This is a genomic window from Sorangium sp. So ce385 (assembly GCF_051474135.1).
Taxonomy (GTDB): domain Bacteria; phylum Myxococcota_A; class Polyangia; order Polyangiales; family Polyangiaceae; genus Sorangium; species Sorangium cellulosum_D.
Window position 1 is genome coordinate 896,854 of record NZ_CP150337.1, and the last position, 19,029, is coordinate 915,882.

The 19,029-nt window shown below is 73.0% G+C and carries 15 protein-coding genes; 7 read left to right on the forward strand and 8 right to left on the reverse strand.

The genetic code is table 11. From position 1 onward, the window contains the following. Nucleotides 1-71: 71 nt before the first annotated feature. Entirely contained in the window at nt 72-1,931 is a 1,860-nt protein-coding gene (ftsH, locus tag WME83_RS03415) for an ATP-dependent zinc metalloprotease FtsH (RefSeq protein WP_437317818.1), read from the forward strand. Nucleotides 1,932-1,965: 34 nt separating this feature from the next. Here ftsH and WME83_RS03420 read toward each other — a convergent pair whose 3' ends face one another. The 3 genes from WME83_RS03420 to WME83_RS03430 form a co-directional block, all read right to left on the reverse strand. Beyond that, complete coding sequence (locus WME83_RS03420) at nt 1,966-3,390, reverse strand: choice-of-anchor D domain-containing protein (RefSeq protein ID WP_437317819.1); 1,425 nt, start codon at nt 3,388-3,390, stop codon at nt 1,966-1,968. Between the two features lie 62 nt (nt 3,391-3,452). Next, nucleotides 3,453-4,700, reverse strand: a complete 1,248-nt coding sequence (locus tag WME83_RS03425; RefSeq protein WP_437317820.1) for a serine/threonine-protein kinase — start codon at nt 4,698-4,700, stop codon at nt 3,453-3,455. Continuing rightward, nucleotides 4,697-5,677 carry a LysM peptidoglycan-binding domain-containing protein gene (locus WME83_RS03430; RefSeq protein WP_437317821.1) on the reverse strand — a complete coding sequence of 327 codons (981 nt, stop codon included), beginning with the start codon at nt 5,675-5,677 and terminating at the stop codon, nt 4,697-4,699. Before WME83_RS03430 ends, WME83_RS03425 begins: the two co-directional genes overlap by 4 nt. Nucleotides 5,678-5,793: 116 nt before the next feature. Between WME83_RS03430 and WME83_RS03435 the strand changes: the two genes are divergently transcribed. Then, nucleotides 5,794-6,792, forward strand: a complete 999-nt coding sequence (locus tag WME83_RS03435; protein ID WP_437317822.1) for an OmpA family protein — start codon at nt 5,794-5,796, stop codon at nt 6,790-6,792. A 111-nt stretch (nt 6,793-6,903) separates the two neighbouring features. Here the strand turns inward: WME83_RS03435 and WME83_RS03440 are convergent, their stop codons facing one another. The 3 genes from WME83_RS03440 to WME83_RS03450 all read right to left on the reverse strand — a co-directional run bounded on the left by WME83_RS03440 (nt 6,904) and on the right by WME83_RS03450 (nt 11,145). Further along, a complete protein-coding gene (locus tag WME83_RS03440; protein ID WP_437317823.1) occupies nt 6,904-7,788 on the reverse strand; it encodes a hypothetical protein in 885 nt (294 codons plus the stop codon). Nucleotides 7,789-7,937: 149 nt separating this feature from the next. Further along, a complete protein-coding gene (locus WME83_RS03445; protein WP_437317824.1) occupies nt 7,938-9,494 on the reverse strand; it encodes an ArnT family glycosyltransferase in 1,557 nt (518 codons plus the stop codon). Then, nucleotides 9,487-11,145 (reverse strand): helix-turn-helix domain-containing protein, encoded by a 1,659-nt coding sequence (locus tag WME83_RS03450; RefSeq protein WP_020732631.1) that lies wholly within the window; start codon nt 11,143-11,145, stop codon nt 9,487-9,489. The genes WME83_RS03445 and WME83_RS03450 overlap by 8 nt, the downstream gene beginning before the upstream one ends. A gap of 204 nt (nt 11,146-11,349) precedes the next feature. On the opposite strand from WME83_RS03450, the gene WME83_RS03455 reads away from it, so the two are divergent. Next, nucleotides 11,350-12,573, forward strand: coding sequence for a DUF1015 domain-containing protein (locus WME83_RS03455; protein ID WP_437317825.1), 1,224 nt, complete (start codon nt 11,350-11,352; stop codon nt 12,571-12,573). A 32-nt stretch (nt 12,574-12,605) separates the two neighbouring features. Then, entirely contained in the window at nt 12,606-13,043 is a 438-nt protein-coding gene (locus WME83_RS03460) for a rhodanese-like domain-containing protein (RefSeq protein WP_437317826.1), read from the forward strand. Between the two features lie 64 nt (nt 13,044-13,107). Here the strand turns inward: WME83_RS03460 and WME83_RS03465 are convergent, their stop codons facing one another. Next, a complete protein-coding gene (locus WME83_RS03465) occupies nt 13,108-13,683 on the reverse strand; it encodes a hypothetical protein (protein WP_437317827.1) in 576 nt (191 codons plus the stop codon). 122 nt (nt 13,684-13,805) lie between these two features. Here WME83_RS03465 and WME83_RS03470 point away from each other — a divergent pair, with 122 nt between their 5' ends. The 3 genes from WME83_RS03470 to WME83_RS03480 all read left to right on the forward strand — a co-directional run bounded on the left by WME83_RS03470 (nt 13,806) and on the right by WME83_RS03480 (nt 17,305). Beyond that, the gene (locus WME83_RS03470; protein WP_437317828.1) at nt 13,806-14,585 is read left to right on the forward strand and encodes a glycosyltransferase family 2 protein; all 780 of its coding nucleotides are present in this window, start codon (nt 13,806-13,808) and stop codon (nt 14,583-14,585) included. A gap of 216 nt (nt 14,586-14,801) precedes the next feature. Further along, nucleotides 14,802-16,940 (forward strand): HAMP domain-containing sensor histidine kinase, encoded by a 2,139-nt coding sequence (locus WME83_RS03475; protein WP_437317829.1) that lies wholly within the window; start codon nt 14,802-14,804, stop codon nt 16,938-16,940. Next, a complete protein-coding gene (locus WME83_RS03480) occupies nt 16,937-17,305 on the forward strand; it encodes a response regulator (RefSeq protein ID WP_044985472.1) in 369 nt (122 codons plus the stop codon). Before WME83_RS03475 ends, WME83_RS03480 begins: the two co-directional genes overlap by 4 nt. Here WME83_RS03480 and WME83_RS03485 read toward each other — a convergent pair. Continuing rightward, on the reverse strand, nt 17,293-18,318 hold the full coding sequence (locus WME83_RS03485) for a squalene/phytoene synthase family protein (protein ID WP_437317830.1): 1,026 nt from the start codon (nt 18,316-18,318) through the stop codon (nt 17,293-17,295). The genes WME83_RS03480 and WME83_RS03485 overlap by 13 nt on opposite strands. Nucleotides 18,319-19,029 lie beyond the last annotated feature (711 nt).

The window sequence follows — 19,029 nt, forward strand, 5'->3', positions numbered from 1 at the left end:
CGTGTGATTTCCGGTTCTTCCGGGTCCAGGGGCTTGCCGTGGCGATGCCCGCCACACATCAGCTCCATGGAATGGCTGACGAGAAAAGGCCGGTGTCGCGCACGTGGCTCGGGTACCTGCTGATCGCCGCCGCGATCCTGGTCTTTTCCGGGATCGTCAAGCCGCCGGGGCCCCCGCTCGTGCCCTACGACGAGGCGGTCGCCTCGGTGCGGCGCGGGGAGGTCGGCGCGGCGGTCGTGAAGCCCGACGAGATCGAGCTCGTCCGCCACGCCGGCGCGCAGCGGACCGAGGAGCACGTCCGCGTGACGCGGCTGCCCGGCGTCGAGGACGAGCCGCTCGTGCGGGCGCTGCTCGAGCAGCAGGTCCGCGTCGAGGCGAAGAGCGCCCGGTCCGGGGCGTGGGCGCAGGCGGCGATCTGGCTCCTGCCGCTCCTGCTCCTCAACGCGGCGTTCTTCATGATGCTGCGCCGGGCGGGGCAGGGGGCCGGCGGGCCGCTCGGGTTCCTGCGCAGCAAGGCGAAGGTCTACGACCGATCCAAGCAGGATCCGGTGCGCTTCTCCGACGTCGCGGGGGTCGACGAGGCCAAGGACGAGCTCGTCGAGGTGGTCGACTTCCTGAAGGAGCCGTCGCGGTACCGGTCGCTCGGCGGGCGGATCCCGCGCGGCCTGTTGCTCGTCGGGCCGCCCGGCACCGGCAAGACGCTGCTCGCGCGCGCCGTGGCGGGCGAGGCGGACGTGCCGTTCTTCTCGCTGAACGCGAGCGAGTTCGTCGAGATGTTCGTCGGGCTCGGGGCCGCGCGCGTGCGCGAGCTCTTCGAGGAGGCGCGCAAGAGCGCGCCCAGCATCGTGTTCATCGACGAGATCGACGCCGTGGGCAGGACCCGGGGCGGCCTCAGCGCCCTGTCGACCCACGACGAGCGCGAGCAGACGCTCCACCAGCTCCTCGCCGAGCTGGACGGCTTCGACGCGCGCACGACCGTGATCCTGATGGCCGCCACCAACCGGCCCGAGGTGCTCGATCCGGCCCTCTTGCGGCCCGGGCGCTTCGACCGCCAGGTCATCGTGGATCGCCCCGATCTGCAGGGGCGCGAGGCGATCCTCGCCGTGCACGCGCGGCGGGTGCCGCTCGCGAAGGACGTCGACCTCGGGCTCGTGGCGCGCCGCACGCCGGGCATGGTCGGGGCCGACCTCGCCAAGATCGTCAACGAGGCGGCGCTCGCCGGGGCGCGGCGCGGCGCGCGCGAGATCGGCCAGGCCGACGTCGACGAGGCGCTCGACCGGTCGCAGCTCGGCCTCCGGCGCCGCGGGCAGATCATGACCGCGGAGGAGCGGCGGCGCGTGGCCTACCACGAGGCCGGGCACGCGCTCGTCGCGCTCGCGCTGCCGGCCGCCGATCCGGTGGAGCGGGTGTCGATCGTGGCGCGCACGATCGGCGCGCTCGGCGTTACGATCCAGGTGCCGCGCGGCGAGCGCCAGCTGGTCACCGAGCAGGAGCTCGAGTCGCGCGTCACGGTGATGCTCGGCGGCAGGGCGGCGGAGGAGATCGCGCTGGGCCAGGTCTCGAGCGGCGCGCACGACGATCTCGGGCGGGCCACGGCGCTCGTCCGCGAGATGGTGACCCGCCTCGGGATGAGCCGGCGCCTCGGGCTGCCCGCGCTGTCGCGCAACGTCGGCGCGCCCATGCTCGGCGTGATCCAGGAGGAGCGCACGTGCAGCGAGGAGACCGCGCGCGAGGTCGACGAGGAGGTGAGGGAGCGGCTCGGCGAGATGTACCTGAAGGCCAAGCAGCTGCTCGTCGATCGCCGCGAGGGCCTCGAGGCCGCCGCGGAGGCGCTCGTGCTCAAGGAGACCCTGCGCGGCGAGGAGCTGGAGCAGATCGCGGCCATGTCGACGCGCCGGAAGATCTCCGTGGGGTCGCCGAGCGCGGCCTGAGGCGCGGGCCGCGCGGCGCCGGGACCCGGGGGGCTCAGGCCGCGCGGCGCCGTCGCCTGAGGCCGCCCGCGAGCGCGGCGAGCGACAGCCCGGCGGCCGCCCACGCCCGGTCGCCGGCGCCCCCGGCGGCGCGGCAGCCGCAGCCGCCGTCCTCTTCCGCGAGCTCGCCGCCGTCCGGCCCGTCGTCCGGCGGCGCGACGCCGATCCCGCGCACCGTGATCTCCTGCTCCGGATCGCTCGGGTCGTTCGACGTGAAGCGGACGGTCGCCGCGAACGCGCCGGCCGCCTTCGGCGCGAAGCGGATCGCGAAGTCGACCGCCGTCTCGGGGTCGATCTCGAGCGCCTCGTCGGCGAGCTCGAAGCTCTCTGGATCGTCGGTCGTGACGGCCACGTCGAGCAGCGCCTCGCCTGCGTTCGACAGCTGGACGATCTCCGCGTTGGCCTGCCCGACCTCGACCGGGCCGAAGTCGATCTCCCGCGTGTCCAGCGCGAGATCCGGGAGCGGCACATGGACGCGCTCGCTCTCGAAGAGCCACGCCCGCTCGGTGAGCGGGAAGTCGAGCGGGATGTCGGCGATCGGGATCGACCACTCGCGGCCGAGCAGGCTGACGCTGAACGCGGGGATGAGGTGGAGCGTGCCCTCATAGCGCACCGAGCCCTCGGGGCGCACGTTGAGCTCGACCGACGGGCCGCTCAGGTACTCCGTGAACGAGGCGCTGCGCTCCTTCGTGATGTCGCCCCCGCTCACCGTCGCCTGATCGAGCGTCTCGACGGCCACGCGGTGGGTCACGTAGCGAGCGTCGACATCCATGGCCACGTCGAGCTCGAACCTCCCCTCGATCCCGGGGATCGATCCGCCGATGAGGTCGCCGAGGGAGACCGACGCGAGCCGCTGCGGCGCGGTCGAGCTGGCCATCGCAATGCCCGGCTCCCAGCCCCAGGCGTCGAACGATTCGCTCTCGTGCACCTGGAAATCGATCTGGGGCACATAAGGGATGTCGCCCGTCCACTCGAAGTCCTGGCCGAGGACGGAGATGCTGATGCGGCCCTCTGCGCCGACGTCGAGCCCGTAGTCGCAGCTGAACGTGCCTCCGCCCTGGTCGCCGGGGGCCGCGAGCGCGAGCGCCTCTGGCCACGACGCCTCGAGCGCCCCGCTCAGCGAGACCTGCGTGTTCGCGTACACCGCCGCCCGGAGGCTCACTTGCAACGGTGAGCCCGGGGGGACCCAGCCCGTCTCGAAGTCGAGCTCGAGCGGGATTCCGTCTCTGCGCTGGAAGGTGACCGCGCCCCGCTCGCAATAGAGCGGGTCGTCGGCGCACGGCGCAGCGAGCGAGTCGTAGGCCGACGCGGCCGCGGGGGCGAGGAGGGTGAGCGCGGCGGCGGCGCAGGGGAGCGCGCGCCGGGGCCGGGCGGGGCGGGAGGCCTCGAGAGCAGCGTCGCCGGACAGCAGAGAACGCATAATAGCGATTATCACGATCCGCGCGCTCCACGCCATAGCGGCATTCCAGGGGTACAGCGTCGCTAACGTGCCCCGAACAGCGTGCCGACCACGATGCCAGCGGCCGCGCAGAGAATGGCCACCACGGTCCAGAGGAGCCGCTCGCGCGAGGCGCGCTCCGACGTCGCCGCGGCCGCCGCGCGGCCGCCGAGCGCGTCGGCGCGCGCCGCGGCTCGGCCCGGGGGCAGCGCCCCGATCCCTATGCGCTCCCGGGGCGGAACCGCGGGAGCGACGTCCGCGGTGGAAGCGTCGTTCTGGGGCGTCGCGGCGTAGTCCAGGCCGGTGCGCTCGAGCCCGAGCTCGGTGATCGAGAGGGCGTCCGCGAGGCTCGTGGGGGTGTGGCCCACGACGCGCCGCTCGCGGCAGGCGCGCAGGGCGTCGGCGAAGGCCCCGGCGCTCGGGTGCCGCTCGGCGGGGTCCTTGGCGAGGGCCCTCAGGATGACGGCCTCCAGGCCGGCCGAGATGAGCCCGTCGCGCTTGCCGGAGCGCGGCGGGAGCGGCTGCTCGGTGATGTGCGCCGTCATGACGGCGATGGGCGTCCGTTTGCTGAACGGCACGGCGCCGACCACCATCTCGTAGAGGATGCAGCCGAGCGCGTAGATGTCGCAGCGCGGGTCGACGTCCTCGCCGCGCACCTGCTCCGGCGCCATGTACTCCGGCGTCCCGAAGATCATGCCCTGCTCGGTGAGCCCGGTCGTCATCAGGTCGCCCTGCACCACCTTCGCGAGCCCGAAGTCGACGACGCGGACGCGGCCCGCGAGCGGCGACGGCGCGCCTCCAGGTTGCCCGCCCGGCGGCGGCGCGCCCGGGCGCTCGATGAGCACGTTGGCCGGCTTGAGGTCGCGATGGACCACGCCCGCCGCGTGCGCGGTCTCCAGCGCGGCGCAGATCTGGAGGGCGATCTCGATCGCCCGGTCGACCTCGATCGGCGCGTGCTCCCGCAGGAGCTCCTCCAGCGAGCTGCCGTCGATGTGCTCCAGCGCGATCATGAGCAGCCCGCCCTCCTCGACGAAGTCGAGCATCCGGACGACGTGCGGGCCCTCGAGGCGCTTCAGGATGGCGGCTTCCCGGTGGTAGCGCCGGAAGATCTGCGGCGCGCCGGAGAGGTGCCGGTGGATCACCTTGAGCGCGACGCGCTGGCCGTCCTCGTCGCGGGCGGCGCGGTAGACGACGCCGGAGGAGCCCTCGCCGACGACCGACTCCACGGTGTACCGCGACGCGACGCGGTGCCCGGGGGCCAGGCGATCGGGCGCCGGCGGCGGGGAGGTCACCGCGCACCACCCGCGTCCGCGGGGTCCGTCGGCGCCGGGTCCGGCGGAGGCAGCCTGAGGTGCTGCTCGGTGAACGAGGTGCAGGCGCGCACGATCTTCGGGCTGAGCTCGATGGGGTCGAGCCGCGCGGTCGGATCGTGCTCGCGCCACGCGGCGCAGGCGGTCTCGGCGAGCCCGGTCGCGTCGAGCGCGACGTAGGCCTCGAGCAGGTGCCGGTGCAGCGTGGCGATCTGCATCCGGGCGAGATCGCCGTAGCCGAGCAGCCGGCTCGCCCGCGCCACCGCGTCGATGTAGCGGCCGCTCCGCACGTCGCTGGCGAGCTGCGGCAGCTCGGCGTCGACCCGCCGCTGGGCCTCGCGCGCGCGGCCCGCCCCCTCGGAGCGCACGAGCGCGCCGGCGCTCGCGGCCTCGGCCTTGCCCTGGGTCGTGAGCGGCAGATCGGTGAGCGGCACGAGGATCACCATGCCGCGATGCAGCGTGTCCTTCTTGAAGTGGTTGTACTTGTGGAGCATCCACGCCTTGTCCCGCTTGCCGAGGAAGCGATAGGCGATGGTGAGCAGCGTGTCGTGCTGTCCGACGACGTACCGGAGGTTGTACGGCACGATGATCTCCTGCCCGTCGGTCGGCTCGATCCAGGGCATCGTGTCGTTCGAGAGGGCGAGGACGTCGCTCCGGTCGGCGGCGCCGAGCAGGCGCTCCGCGAGGATCGCCCAGGTCTCGCCGGCGGTGACGCGGTGGTGGCCGAGCGCGGGCACCTCCAGCCGCAGGCCGGGCATGATCGGCACGCCGGCGCCCGCGTCGAGCGCGTTGGCGGCGACGAGCACCTGCTCCATCTGCACGCGCCCGTAGGTGCGCTCCGCGATCTGCGCGAGGGTCTCCCCCTCGCGGACGACGTGCGGGAACGCCCCCGCGGCGCTGGCTGCCAGCGTCGTCGCGGCCAGGGCGCCCGCGGAAAACCAAGTTCGCCGAGAGCTCACGCCGGCGAGGGTACCAGGGGATCGCCCGGGGTGGGACGGCTCGTTCGGGGGCGGCCGCGGGACGTTCGCCGCGATTTCGTCGCGCCGACGGTTTCGTGCCAGAGTGCGCGCGACGCATGAACACCACGACGACGGCCGGTAAGATCCCGGCGTGGATGTCGCGGCGCTGGCCCGCCGTGGCGAGGCTCCTCACGGCCGCCCTGCTCGGTCTGGCGACGCCGGGCTGCCTCGTCCGGCAGGACCTGTACGACCAGGCGCGCGCGGAGATCCAGAAAGAGCGCGAGGCGGGAGAGCGGGCGCGCGCCGAGGCCGAGCTCGCCCGCGCCGAGGCGGCGCAGCGGTCGGCGCAGGCCGCCGCGATCGAGGCGGAGCTCTCGCGGCTCGCGGACGATCTCCGGGCGCGCGATCTCCGGCTGTCCGAGGTGACGACGACCGAGGCCGATCTCGCGCGGCGGCTGGACGAGCTCGCCGCGATGAACGAGGAGCTCTCGGCGCGGCTCCGGAGCGCCGGGCAGAGCGTGGGTCAGCTCGCGAACGAGCGCGGCAGCCTGTCGGCGGAGCTCGCCGAGGCGCGGGCCAAGGTCGACGAGCTGCGCCGCCACCAGGCGGCGGCCGAGGCGCGCGCGGCGCGGATGCGCGACGTCGCGAGCCGGCTCCAGGCGACGGTGGACGGCGGGAAGGTCCGCGTCGGGATCCGCGGCGGGCTGCCGCTGCTCGAGATCTCGAGCGACGCGCTGTTCGACGGCGCGAGGACCGAGGTCAAGCCGGCCGGGCGGAAGCTCCTGGCGGAGGTCGCGGGGGCGCTCCGGGCGATCGCGGATCACCGGTTCCAGGTCGTCGGGCACACGGACGACCGGAAGGCGAGGGGCGCGAAGCGCGCGTCGAGCTGGGATGTCGCGACGGCGCGCGCGGTGGCGGTCGTCGAGGTGCTCATCGAGGGCGGGGTGTCGCCTCAGCGCCTGTCCGCGGCCGGGGCCGGGGAGTTCGCCCCGGTGGCGCCGAACGCCTCGGAGGAAGGGCGGTCGAAGAACCGGCGCATCGAGATCGTCCTGCAGGCCGAGCAGGAAGGGGCGGGGAAGGCGCCCGGCGAGACGGGGGCGGCGGCGACGCCCTGAGGGGCGCGGGATCGGGCCTTCGCTCATCGGCCGGCGTCCCGGCGCGCACCGCGGCGAGGCCGTGGGCGTCGTCGGAGCCGGCGGCGGGGTGAGGCCGGTGCGTGGCCGTCCTCAGCTCGGGTCGTCGAGCACCTCGGCGAGCGCGTCCGCGGTGGCGGCCTTCTCGAGCCAGCGCTCGAGGCGTTCCGGGTCCTTCTGGGTGACGATGCGCTCGCGTGCGGCGTCTGGCACCGCGATGCCGCGAGCCCGGAGCACGCTCAACAGGGCGCGCACCGCTTCTTCGACGCGCCCCTCGACGCGCCCCTCGTCACGGCCCTGCGCGACGTACTTCTTCGCGAAATCGCTCTGGTACTCGTAGCCCTTCATCATCGCCTCCAGCGCCAGGCGGGCCGCCTCGTTCAGGGAATTGTACAGGAGATCGTAGTAGAGCCGGGCGCGTTCGTCATCGAGCCCCTCGATCGCGGGTAGCACGGCGCTGGCGATCGTTGCGCCTTGCTCGGTCTCGCCGTGGGCCATCGCGGAGAGCACCCCCAGCTCCGGTCGACGGACCGCTTCCGCTGGGTCCGTCACGACCGGAACGTTGCTGCGGCGGAGCACGGGCGGGCGCAGCACGAAGCCGGGCACGCCGATCTCGATCGGCTGCGCGCACCAGTCCGCCACGAGGGGATCGGGCGCGACGACGAGCAGGCCCGCCTGACAGCGATGCTGATCGCGCGAGACCGTCAGATAGGCGGGCCAGCTAAACGCCTTGTTGTCGTCCTTCCTGAGCTGGACCTCGACGATGATCACCCGCACCGGCTTGCCCGCATCGAGGAGCACGACGACGACATCGGCCCGGTACTCGGCGGGCGTGGTCTCGGTCAGATCGATGGAGGCGACTCGGGCTTCGCTGTAGGTCGGGAGCGTGACGCCGAGGACCTCGACGAGGATCTCGGCGGCGAGGGAAGGTCGGTTTCTGAAGAGATCCACGAGGACCTCGTGGCGCATGGAGACCATGGGTGAAGCGCCTTCGCACAGGCCCGGACAGAGGGCCAACCACCCGGCGTGCGACGATGACGCCGGGGGCGCACGGCGAGACATCCTTGCGATTCCAGAACGAGCGCGCGGCGAAGCTCGTATTCAATGCATCGGGCTCGCCGCGAGCCTCAACCCCTCTTGCGGTCTGTCGCCGGCTGCCCTGCTTCGCGCGTCGCCTCCCCGCGCCGCACCGCGCACGCCGCGAGGATGCACAGCGCCGGGGTCACCACCATGTGATACCGATCCTCGCCGAAGAACACCGCGTGCGTCAGCGCCACCGAGGCGACCGCGAACGCGAGGTAGCCGACGACGCCCCCGTTCGCGGGCCGGCCCGGCAGCGGCAGCGCCGCGAGGAGCGGGATCGCCACCGCGAGCGGCCAGAACGCGTGCTCGTCCCCGAGCACCCCCCACGCGACGAGCCCGAGCACCGCCGCGAGCGAGAGGAGCTGCGCGACGAGCGCTCGCCACGGCCTCGGCCGCGGCAGCGCCACCACCCCGAGCCCCGCGACGGAGAGCAAGGCGAAGTGCGACGTCGTGAGCACGCGGCGCCACGCCGCGCGCCGCCCCTCGGGCCATGCCGCCGGGTTCGCCTCGCCCAGGTACCCGACCGGGAACGACTCGTGATCGAACGTGAAGCTCAGCTTCTTCGGAATCAGGCCCAGCCAGCGGGATGGATCGTTCTTGATCCACCGTAGCCCCTCGGCCATCCAGCAGCGGTCCTGGGCCACCTGCCCGCGCGCGATCGGGCAGCCGTCGCCCGCGCGCAGCGTCTCGAAGCGGCCCGTCGCGCGCGGAAACGCGCCGATGGCGAGGTTCCAGCCGCCGTTCGTGGAGACGAGCGCGCAGCCGTCCATCACACGGCAGTTCCGGATCGTCCACGGCGCTACCACGGCGAGGGCCGTCGCGGTCGCGAGCGCCGCCGCGAGCGCCCCGCGCCGCCACGACGCCCGCGCCCCGCCGGTCGCCTCGCCCGGGCCGCCGCCGCGCGCGAGCAGCGCGAACGCCGGCGCGCAGAGCAGGCTCTGCGGCCGTACCAGCGTCGCCAGCCCGAGCGCCGCGCCCGCGAGGATCGCGCCGCGGACCGGGCGCCCGCGGGCCGCGTCGCGCGCGAGTAGCCACGGCGCCGTCACCAGGCCGAGCGCCGCGAGCGGCTCGGTCATCACGAGCGCCGCGTAGAGCACGAGCCCCGGCGAGAGCGCCGCGAGGAGCGCCGCCGCGCGGGCGCGCGCCGGCGTGGTCGCGTACCGGGCGAGGCGATGGACCACGACGACGAGCAGCGCGCCGGTCACCGCGTTCGCGACGGTCGCCACGTGCGGCCCGGCGCCGAACAGCTTGTAAATGAGGCCCAGAAAGCCGCTGTAGCCGACCGGGTAGTGGCACCACGGGTGCCACACCGCCTGGCCGCCGACGATGAGATCGTCCGAGTAGCCGAGGCCGGCGGCGATCCGGCGCGCGCCGAAGTCGTAGTAATGGCCGTCCCACACCGGCTCGCGCGCCCACGCGATCGCCACGTACAGCCGCGGCAGGAGCGCGAGCACGAACGCGAGCGCCGAGAAGGCGAGATCCCCGCCGGCGCCCGGCGCCTCTCCGCCCACGCGCGGGGGCGTCGAGGCCGCGGGGCCCGGTCGCGCCGCCTCGGCGCCGGCGCGCGCGGCCTCGACGCCGGCGCGCGCCGCCTCAGCCATGCTGCCTGGCGCGTGTTCCCGCGGAGATCTCGCGCAGCCGGCGCATGTAGGTCTTCGCCACCTGGGCCGGATCGAGCCGCAGGAACTTGGCGATTTCCTGAACGAATCCCTGGACATAGACGGGCGCCGGCAGGTCGCCCATCGCCTCGTTCTCGATCGCCTGGAGGTGCGCGAGCGAGATCTTCGTCCGCTGCGAGATGTCGGTGAGCTCGACCCCCTGCGACTCGCGCACCTTGCGCAAGAGCGCGCCGCTGAACTGCGTCTCGGCGTTGATCTCGCGCGCGAGCTCGGCCTGGAGCATCGCGAGCTCGGCCGCGGCGGCGGCGTTCTCGGCGCGCGCCGGGCCGAGCGGCGTGCGCGGGTCGTCCGGGTAGGTCGAGAGATCGTAGGCGCGGCGGCGCACGGGATCGAGCAGGGTGTCGTGCGCCTCCTCGATGCGCGCCTGCTCCTTCTGGAGCACCGCGGGGCTCAGCACGCTGACGACCGGCAGGCTCCCCTCGCGGTAGATGTCGCGCTGCCGCTTGTAGGCGCGCCGGATCTCGTCGTCGGCGGCCGTCCGGGCCAGGCCGAGCGCCTCGTACAGGGTGGCCGGCGCCGCGCTCTTCGAGGCGGCGGCCAGGGCGCGCGCGTGCGCCTCGGCCGGGCGCGAGTCGCGCGCGGCGAGCAGCGCGAGGATGCGGCGGGCCACGCGCTCGAGGTTGCGCGCGCTCTTCGAGGTCGGGCTGTCGATGAGGAGCGGCTGGCGGCGCCGCGCGGTCAGCCACACCGCGTCGTCGTGCTCGATGTGCCCGAGGTAATCGAGGGAGATGCCGAGGAAGCGCTCCGAGACCGCGCTCATCGCCGGGCCGAGCTCCAGGTCCGAGCGGTGCCGCGTCTGGCTGACGACGAGGTGCGGCTTCACCCGCGGCAGCTGCGCGGCGGCGAGCGACGCGACCCCCTCGTCGAACCGCTTCACCTCCATGATGAAATCGCGCGGCGTCGCGAGCGCCGGGAGCGACGAGGCCACCTTCTCGACGAGCCGGATCTTGAAGCGCTCCTTCATGAGCGCGCGGCGCAGGGTGCGCTGGTAGAGCGCGCGGCAGAAGCGGTAGGAGTGCTCGACCGCGAGCGGCTCGGGCGTGGTGACGCAGATGCCGACGTCCGCGTGCAGGAAGAGGTCGAGCGTCGAGGAGCCGGTCGCCGCGCCGAGGCTGACGATGACGTAGTCGACGTCGAGCTCCTGGATCATCTTCATCCAGTAGGCGGCGCGGCTCGGCCGGAGCGGCGTGGCCGTCATCGGGTCGTACGCGGTCGGGACGAGCCGGAGCCCGGGCACCGTGGTCGCGATCGGCTCGGCCTTGCCCTCCTCGATGTCCTCGCGCGTGACGAGCGGCGGCGCCTCGATCCCGAGCGCCGCGTGCAGTCCCGGGCTGTAGGCGTCGGTGTCGATGATGATCACGTCGCGCCCGAGCTGCGCGAAGTACACGCCCAGGTTGACCGCGAGCGTCGCCTTCCCGACGCCCCCGCGGCCGCCGCCGACGGCGATCACCCGGCGGGATCGCGAGCTGGAGAACGAGGGGAGCTCGCCCGGCAGGGCGAGGTCGTCGTCCGACGAGCCGGGCGGGAGGGTCGAGAAGCGCGACGGAGGGTAGGACTCACCGGAGCTGGACAAGGTTCCTCTTCGTGCGGCGTGCGGGGGCGATGTCGGGCGGCTGCGGCTGCTCGCGGGGCGCGCGTGTCCCTCCTAGCACGCGCCGCGCGCGGCCATCAGCGCCGACGTCGCCGGCGCCGGCGCGGGCGCGCGCGGTCCGCTCGCCCCGCTCGGCGCAGCCGGAGCCGTCTCGACGCGCACCGGCCGTTGGGCTAGTCGCTCGCCGTGGCCACCGTCCGACCCTTCCGCGCTTACCGACCTCCCCAGGCGCACGCGGCCCGCGTCGCCAGCCCGCCGTACGACGTCATCTCCACCGCCGAGGCGCGCGCGCTCGCGGCCGGGGGCCTGCACAGCTTCCTCCGCGTCTCCCGGCCCGAGATCGACCTGCCCGAAGGGACGGACGAGCACGACGACGCCGTCTACGCCCGCGGCGCGCAGAACCTCGCCGACCTCATCGCCAGCGGCGATCTCGCGCAGGACCCGGAGCCGCACCTCTACCTCTACGCCCAGAAGATGGGCGATCACCGGCAGATCGGCGTCGTCGGCTGCGCCTCGGTCGCGGAGTACGAGCAGGACGTCATCAAGAAGCACGAGAAGACGCGCCCCGACAAGGAGGACGACCGCACCCGCCACATCGAGGAGCTCGGCGCTCACGACGAGCCGGTGTTCCTCACGTACCGCGCCGACGCGGGCATCGACCGCGCCGTCGCATCGGCCATGCAGTCGCCGCCCATCTACGATTTCACGACCGCCGACGGGGTCGAGCACAAGCTCTGGGTCCTCGGCCGCGAGGCGACCGCCGACCTCGAGGAGCGCTTCCAGGCGATCCCGACGCTCTACGTCGCCGACGGCCACCACCGCAGCGCCGCGGCGGCGCGCGTCCACAAGAAGCTGCGCGGCGACGGCGGCGAGCACGACGTCTTCCTCGCCGTGGTCTTCCCGCACGACCAGATGAACATCATGCCGTACAACCGCGTCGTGCGAGATCTCGCCGGCCGCAGCGCGGACGCGATCCTCGCCGCCCTCGGCGAGCGGCTCGACGTCGCGCCGGCGAGCGACGGCGCGGCCGCGACCCCCGCCGGCCCGCGGGCCTTCGGGCTCTACCTCGGCGGCCGCTGGTTCACCGCGAAGGTCCGCCCGGGGTCGTTCGACGCGAACGACCCGGTGGCCTCGCTCGATTGCTCCATCTGCCAGGACCAGATCCTCGGCCCGATCTTCGGCGTCAGCGACCCCCGCCGGGACAGGCACGTCGATTTCGTCGGCGGCATCCGCGGCGTCGCCGAGCTCGAGCGGCGCGTCGACTCGGGCGCGTTCACGATGGCGATCCGCCTCCATCCGACGCAGATCGGCGAGCTGTTCGCGGTCAGCGACGCGGGGCTGCTCATGCCGCCGAAGAGCACGTGGTTCGAGCCGAAGCTCCGCAGCGGGCTCTTCATCCATACGTTCTGACGACAGCGCCGCGCCAGAGCTAGACTGCGCCCATGGCGGACATCCAGCGCGTATCACCCGAACAGGCAAAGAGGCTCATCGACGAGGAGGGGTATCTCTACCTCGATGTCCGGAGCGAGCCGGAATATGCGGCCGGGCACCCGAGCGGCGCGCACAACGTGCCGCTCATGCACGCCGCCGCCGGCGGCATGAAGCCCAACCCGGACTTCCTCGACGTGGTCTGCTCCCTCTATCCCAAGGACGCGAAGATCATCGTGGGCTGCCGGTCCGGACAGCGCTCCCTGCGCGCGGCCGAGGCCATGGTGTCGGCCGGCTACACGGCCGTCATCGATCAGCGCGCCGGCTTCGAGGGGCCGCGCGACGCGTTCGGCGCGCTCACCGAGAAGGGGTGGGGGCCCGCCGGGCTGCCCGTCGAGACGACCACGCCCGGCGCGTCGTACGCCGAGCTCCGGCAGAGGGCCGGCAGGTGACGGCCCCGCCGGGCCGCCGCCTGCGACGGCCCGGGCGCGCGGCGATCACGGCCGCGCGCGGTCGTCATCGCCGCAATCCATCGTAGTCCAGCGCCGCGCGCTCCACGACGTCCCAGTCGCGGGCGGCCCGCTCCGCCTCGGCGAGCAGCTCCGCGGTGAACATCGACAGCCCCCAGAGGCCGCCCTCGCGCCGCCGGAACGGGTAGCGCGTCCCCCGCGCGGTCTCGACGACCGCGCGATCGCCGTCGACCTCGACCCGCGCGACGCCGGAGAGATCCCGGCGGAGGCGGGCGATCCAGCCGAGCCGCACCGCCATCTCGACCCAGACGTCCGCGCCGTCGGGCGCCTCGGCGTGCGCCCTGTACAGCGCGAGCAGCTTCGAGCGCTCCGGCTCCGGATAGCTGGCCTGAACCCGGTCGCTCGCCTTCTGTCGATGGTCGCGGATCGCGTGGCAGGCGCGCTGCGCTTCATCGTCGAGGGCGCTGAAGGCGGGTCGGACGTCGCCGCGGCCGAGCGCGCTCGCGAGGCGGAGATACGCCCCCTCGGGGGTGCTGTCGCTGGGGTGGCGGATGACGGTGAAGCCCGTGAGCCCGCACGCGGCGGCGGCGATCCCCAGGGCGATGGCGGTGCGACGGTGCATGGCAGGAGCGGCGTGGCGCGGAGCGCGCTCCCTCTACCACGCCTGGGCGCGCAGGGGCTCGCGGCGCGCGACGCGGCGCCGAGCGGCGTTGCCGAGGGCCGCGCCTTCCGCTAGGAACCCGCGTGCTCCACGGTGCGCGCGTCGCAGTGGTCATCCCCGCGCGGGACGAGGCCCGGTGGATCGCCGAGGCGGTGGGGGCCGTCCCCGCCTTCGTCGACCACGTGATCGTCGTGGACGATGCCAGCCGAGACGGCACGGCCGAGCTCGCGCGCGGGGCCGGGGACGAGCGCCTCGAGGTGGTCGTGCACGCCGAGTGCCGCGGCGTCGGCGCGGCGATCGCCTCCGGCTACCGGCGCGCTCGCGCCCTCGGGGCCGCCGCCGTCGCCGTCATGGCCGGCGACGGGCAGATGGACCCGCGCGACCTCCCGCGCGTCGTCGCCCCGATCCTCTCGGGAGAGGCCGATTATGTGAAGGGCGATCGGCTGCGGCACCCCGACGTCTTCCGCGTCATGCCCCTCCCGCGGCTCGCGGCCACGGCCGCGCTCGCCGCGCTCACGCGCCGCGCGGCGGGGCTCGACGCCCTCTCCGACAGCCAGTGCGGATACACCGCGATCTCGTCCCGCGCGATCGACGCGCTCGACCTCGACGGCCTCTGGCCCCGCTACGGCTACCCGAACGACCTGCTCGCCGCGCTCGCGGCGCGCCGCCTCCGCGTCCGCGAGGTCAGCGTGCGCCCCGTCTACCGCGGCGAGGCGAGCGGCCTGCGCGCGCGCCACGTGATCACCATCCTTCTCCTGATCGCCAGGAGCGCCATAAGGCGCCGCCTGAGCTCCTCAGGGAAGCCGAAAGATCACCCAGGCCAGGACGGAACGCGTGAGTCTGAGTTCGTCGAATCGACATGAGCCATCGCTCAAATAGGTCGACAATCCGCGCATCGGTTCCATAGCAAAGCGGCCTGGCGACCTGACTCATCGGCTTGGCGCGGCGGACCCCACAGGCGCGGACGCCGCAGCCATGCTTCAACATGGGGGGTGACGGACGTGGCGATCAGCCGAGCCGCCTGGTCTAGAATCTGGAATCCGGGGAGGGCGCGGACTCCATCCTTCACACCCCGGGTCGTGGCCTATGCGTTCGGCATCGAGCTGCCGTATAGCCTGCTCGTCCCGGTCGCTCACCTGCGGCTCCTCGGCGTCGTGGATTCAAGGGTCCAGGCGCGCATGCTCGGGCTGATCGGGCTCATGTATATCGTGAAGACGGCGGGCCTCATCGCGCTGCTCGTCCACATGCTCCGTCCGATCGAGCACCTCCGGCGGTACGCCGTGGGCCACCCGCTCCGGAGCGGCGCTGGCGTCGAGGACCTGGCCGGCGGCGCGGCGCCTCCGGAAGAGCTCATCCTCGCCGCGGCGAACGCCGCCTACGACACGCCGCTTTCGTTCGCGACGGTCTGGGCCGTCTCCTGGGCGCTCCTGTACCTGCCGGTCACCGTGGCGCTCTACTACATCGCGCCCGACCAGAGGCCGCTCGACGTCCAGCGCGGCGTCGCGCTGGCCCTGTTCGCGCTGGCGCTCTTCGCGGCGGCGCTGCCGCTCGCCTACAGCATCCTCGGCCGCCTGCTCTCGCCCGCCGCCGGCGTCATCTCGCTCATCGCCCGCGAGCGCGGCCTGTCCGTGCCCGGCAAGGGCTACTCGCTCGCCGTCCGCCTCGTGATCCTCGGCGCCTGCCTCGCCATCGCGCCGACGAGCTGGATGGCGGCGATGGTGCTCGGCGAGACGGCGGGGCCCGCCAAGCCCGGCCTGAAGCTCACGCTGGCCATCTTCTCGATGGTCGCGGTCACCTGGGCGCCCGTCTGCGCCGGCTTCCTCGCGGGCGCCCTGGCGGGCCCGTTCCAGCAGGTCGCCGCGGTCATCCAGAAGATCGTCCAGCGCGGCGAGGTCGACCGGCTGGAGCGGATCCCGGTCTACTTCAAGGACGAGATCGGCGCCCTGGCGGGCGGCGTCAACGCCATGGTCGATCGCCTGGAGGAGTCGTCCCGGCGCATGCGCAGCTACCTGGCCGAGCGCGAGCGCCTCTTGCAGGACGCGGCGCAGCGCGCGGCGCAGCTCGGGGCCGTGCTGGACAACCTCGTCGAGGGGGTGTTCGCGTGCGACCGCCAGGGGCGGCTGACGATGATCAACGCCTCGGGGCTCAGGCTGCTCGGCCTGTCGGGCCGCTCGGAGGAGGCCGGCCGGATGGTCGAGGAGGTGATGGACCTCAGCCGGATGCGCCACACCGACGGCCGCGCCTTCACGCGCGACGAGCTGCCCATGGTGCGGGCGCTCGCCGGCGAGACCATCGTGCAGGAGGAGCAGGTGCTCGCGAACGGCCGCGCGGGCCGGGACGTCTTCCTGCGCACCAGCGCGGCGCCGATCCGCAGCGAGGGCGGGGCGATCCTCGGCGCGGTCACGGTCGCCCGCGACGTGACGGAGCTCATGGAGCTCGATCTCGTCAAGGACCAGTTCATCCGGGTCGGCGCGCACGAGCTCAAGACGCCGGTCGCGATCATGAAGGGCTACGCGCTCGCGCTCCTGCGCAACACGAGCGACCTGCCGGCGCCCCGCCGCAAGATGCTCGAGGCCATCGACCGCGGCGCGGACAGGATCAACCGCATCGTCGACGATCTCCTGGCGATCTCGCAGGTCACGCTGGACGTGCTCCAGGTCTCGGAGGAGGACGTCGATCTGAAGGAGCTCCTGGAGGAGACGGTCGATCGCGTGGCCAAGTCGGCGAGCCGCCACCGCGTGCGGCTCTCGCTGGGCGCGGAGCGGCCGCCCGTCGTGCGCGCCGATCCGGAGCGGCTGCGCCAGGTGCTCGCGAGCCTGCTCGACAACGCGGTGAAGTACTCGCCGGACGGCGGCGACATCGACGTCAGCGTCGCCGTCGCCGAGCGCGCGCCGGTGTCCTCGCCCGCCCGCTGCGACGCCGCGCTCTTCTCGCAGCGCCACGGCTCGGCCCCCGGCCTCGAGGCGGTCGTGTCGGTGCGCGACCGGGGCGTCGGCATCCCGGCGCACAAGCAGGAGCGGATCTTCGAGCGCTTCTTCCGTGCCCACACGGACACCCGACACGACTACGGCGGGATGGGCATCGGGCTGTTCCTTGCGAAGGACATGATCACCCGTCACGGTGGTCGCATCTGGTTCGAGAGCGAGGAGGACAAGGGCAGCACGTTCTATTTCACCGTCCCACTCAGCAGCGAGGCCCCCGCGGTGGACCGACGATGAGCGAAAGACATGCAAAGACGGTGCTCTTGGTGGAGGACGACGCGGACCTCGTGGCGCTCGTCTCCCTCGTGCTCCAGGAGGACGGCTACCGGGTCAAGATCGCGTGCAACGGCCGCGAGGCGCTGGCCAAGCTGGAGCACGATCTCCCGGATCTCATCCTGCTCGACATGAAGATGCCGGTGATGAACGGCCCGGAGTTCGCGCGCGAGCTCGAGGTCCGTCACGGTCGGCAGGCGCCCATCATCGTGCTCACCGCCGCGGCCGACGCGCACCGGCGGGCGGCCGAGGTCGGCGCGGACGCGTGGCTGGGCAAGCCGTTCGACCCGGACGCGCTCCTCTCGACGGTGAGGCGTTACGCGGGGTGAGCGCGGGGGAGCTGCCGCCGCTCGGCGAGGTCGCGCCGCACCTCGGCCCAGTACCGCGCGGGGAACCGGCGGTGATCGAAGCCGGTCGCGCGGAACACCCGAGCGATGCGGGCATAACGGCGCAGGCTCCAGTCTCTCATGATCTCGAGCGAGGGGTGGAGGCCGCGCGCGTCGATGAACGGCGCTGCCCGCGCGTAGAGCGACGGCATGACCTCCTCGAGCCAGGACCGCATCAGGCGCTGGTATCCGGGCAGCTCGACGCACCGTCCGGAGATCACCTGAGCGCGCGTGACGCCGTGGCGCGCGAGCTCCTCCTCGGGCAGGTAGCAGAGGCCGCGATCGGCGTCTTCCTGCATGTCCCTCAGGTTGTTGAAGAACTGATCGAGCCGGCCGAACTCCCCGGCGGCGTCCCAGTGCTCCTTCGTCAGGAACGGAACCAGCTGGAAGATATGCCCTGACAGCCGCGCCAGCATGGTGTCGTGCTCCTTCATCGTGCGGATGAGGAGCCCGGGAGCGTGGTAGTCGGCGAGGGCGCGCAGGTAGGCGTCCCAGGCGGCGAGGGCGCGCGCTTGCATGTCGTCCTGGTCGCGCCCCGCGCGCGCGGGGGGGTCGTGCCCTGGGCCGATCGCGTCCCGGAGCCACAGCGCGCGGATGGCCGAGAGCTCGCCCGCGAAGGGGCAGCTCGGATCGACGAAGCCGCGTGAACGGAGCAGCCTCCAGGCCTCCATGAACCGGCTGAAGCGCCGCTCGTGGGGCTCGATGCGCTCGTTCTCGGCGAGGCGGTCGACGATGCGGATCCAGCGGATGCGGTCGAGCCACGCCTGCTTCACGTCCGGCTCGAGGCCGAGCACCCAGGCGGCGTTGTCCTCGTCCTTCAAGGCGTCGTCGGACAGGGCGCGATAGTGCGATGAGCCGACCACCGCGGAGATGGTCTGGTAGGCAGTCCGCTCCGACGCCGGCGCCGCGGGGGGCAGGCAAGGCGGTCGGGGGGAGATGGGTTGAATAGGTTTCACGAGGTCGAGTGCCGAACGTTGATGTTGCCTGTTTCCGGTGTCGCCCCGGGCTCGCGCGCGAGCGTCGGTGATTATGGGCATGGCCCAATCTGGCTACTTGGGATCACCTGTGTTGATGATGCTTGTTGCCCTCGGTCTTGTAGAACTTTCCGCTCCTCCGCCGGATGCGGGGTGACGCGTGCTCGCCTTCCTTTATGAGACCTTATAGTCTCCCAGTCGACGCGGAAATTCGTCGTCCAGGGCACGGGCTCCGCAGATAATGCATGGATTCCCTGTGTGTTTTGCCCATGTGTTGGGAGCGGGCCGGCAATGATCGTCGGTGTATACCCTGGGCTCATACGTTGTCCAACGGATAAGACCGGGATTGGCTCGACGTTTTCGCTTCTTGGCTCTCCGTCGCGGCGGTCTCTCAGGCGTCCTGGGCAGATGGCCTTTCCGGAGTTCCGGGTGGATGGCTGCTCTGCCCACATGACGTTCGGTGGGACGCACGCGGGCGCCGCAGGGCGAGCCCTCTTTTCCGTGTCGCTCAGCCCGCTATGGCGCGCAGCGCGATCGGCTCGATCCGAGGCGCGATCCGGCGCGGTGCTAGACGCACTCGTGAGCTGGATGATTCAGCGTTTGTCGCCGCACGGCTCGTGCTGCGGTGAACGCGGCGACTCTGTGGTTGTGGTTACGACCCGATGCCGTCATCCGTGCCTGGTGGGTCGTCCA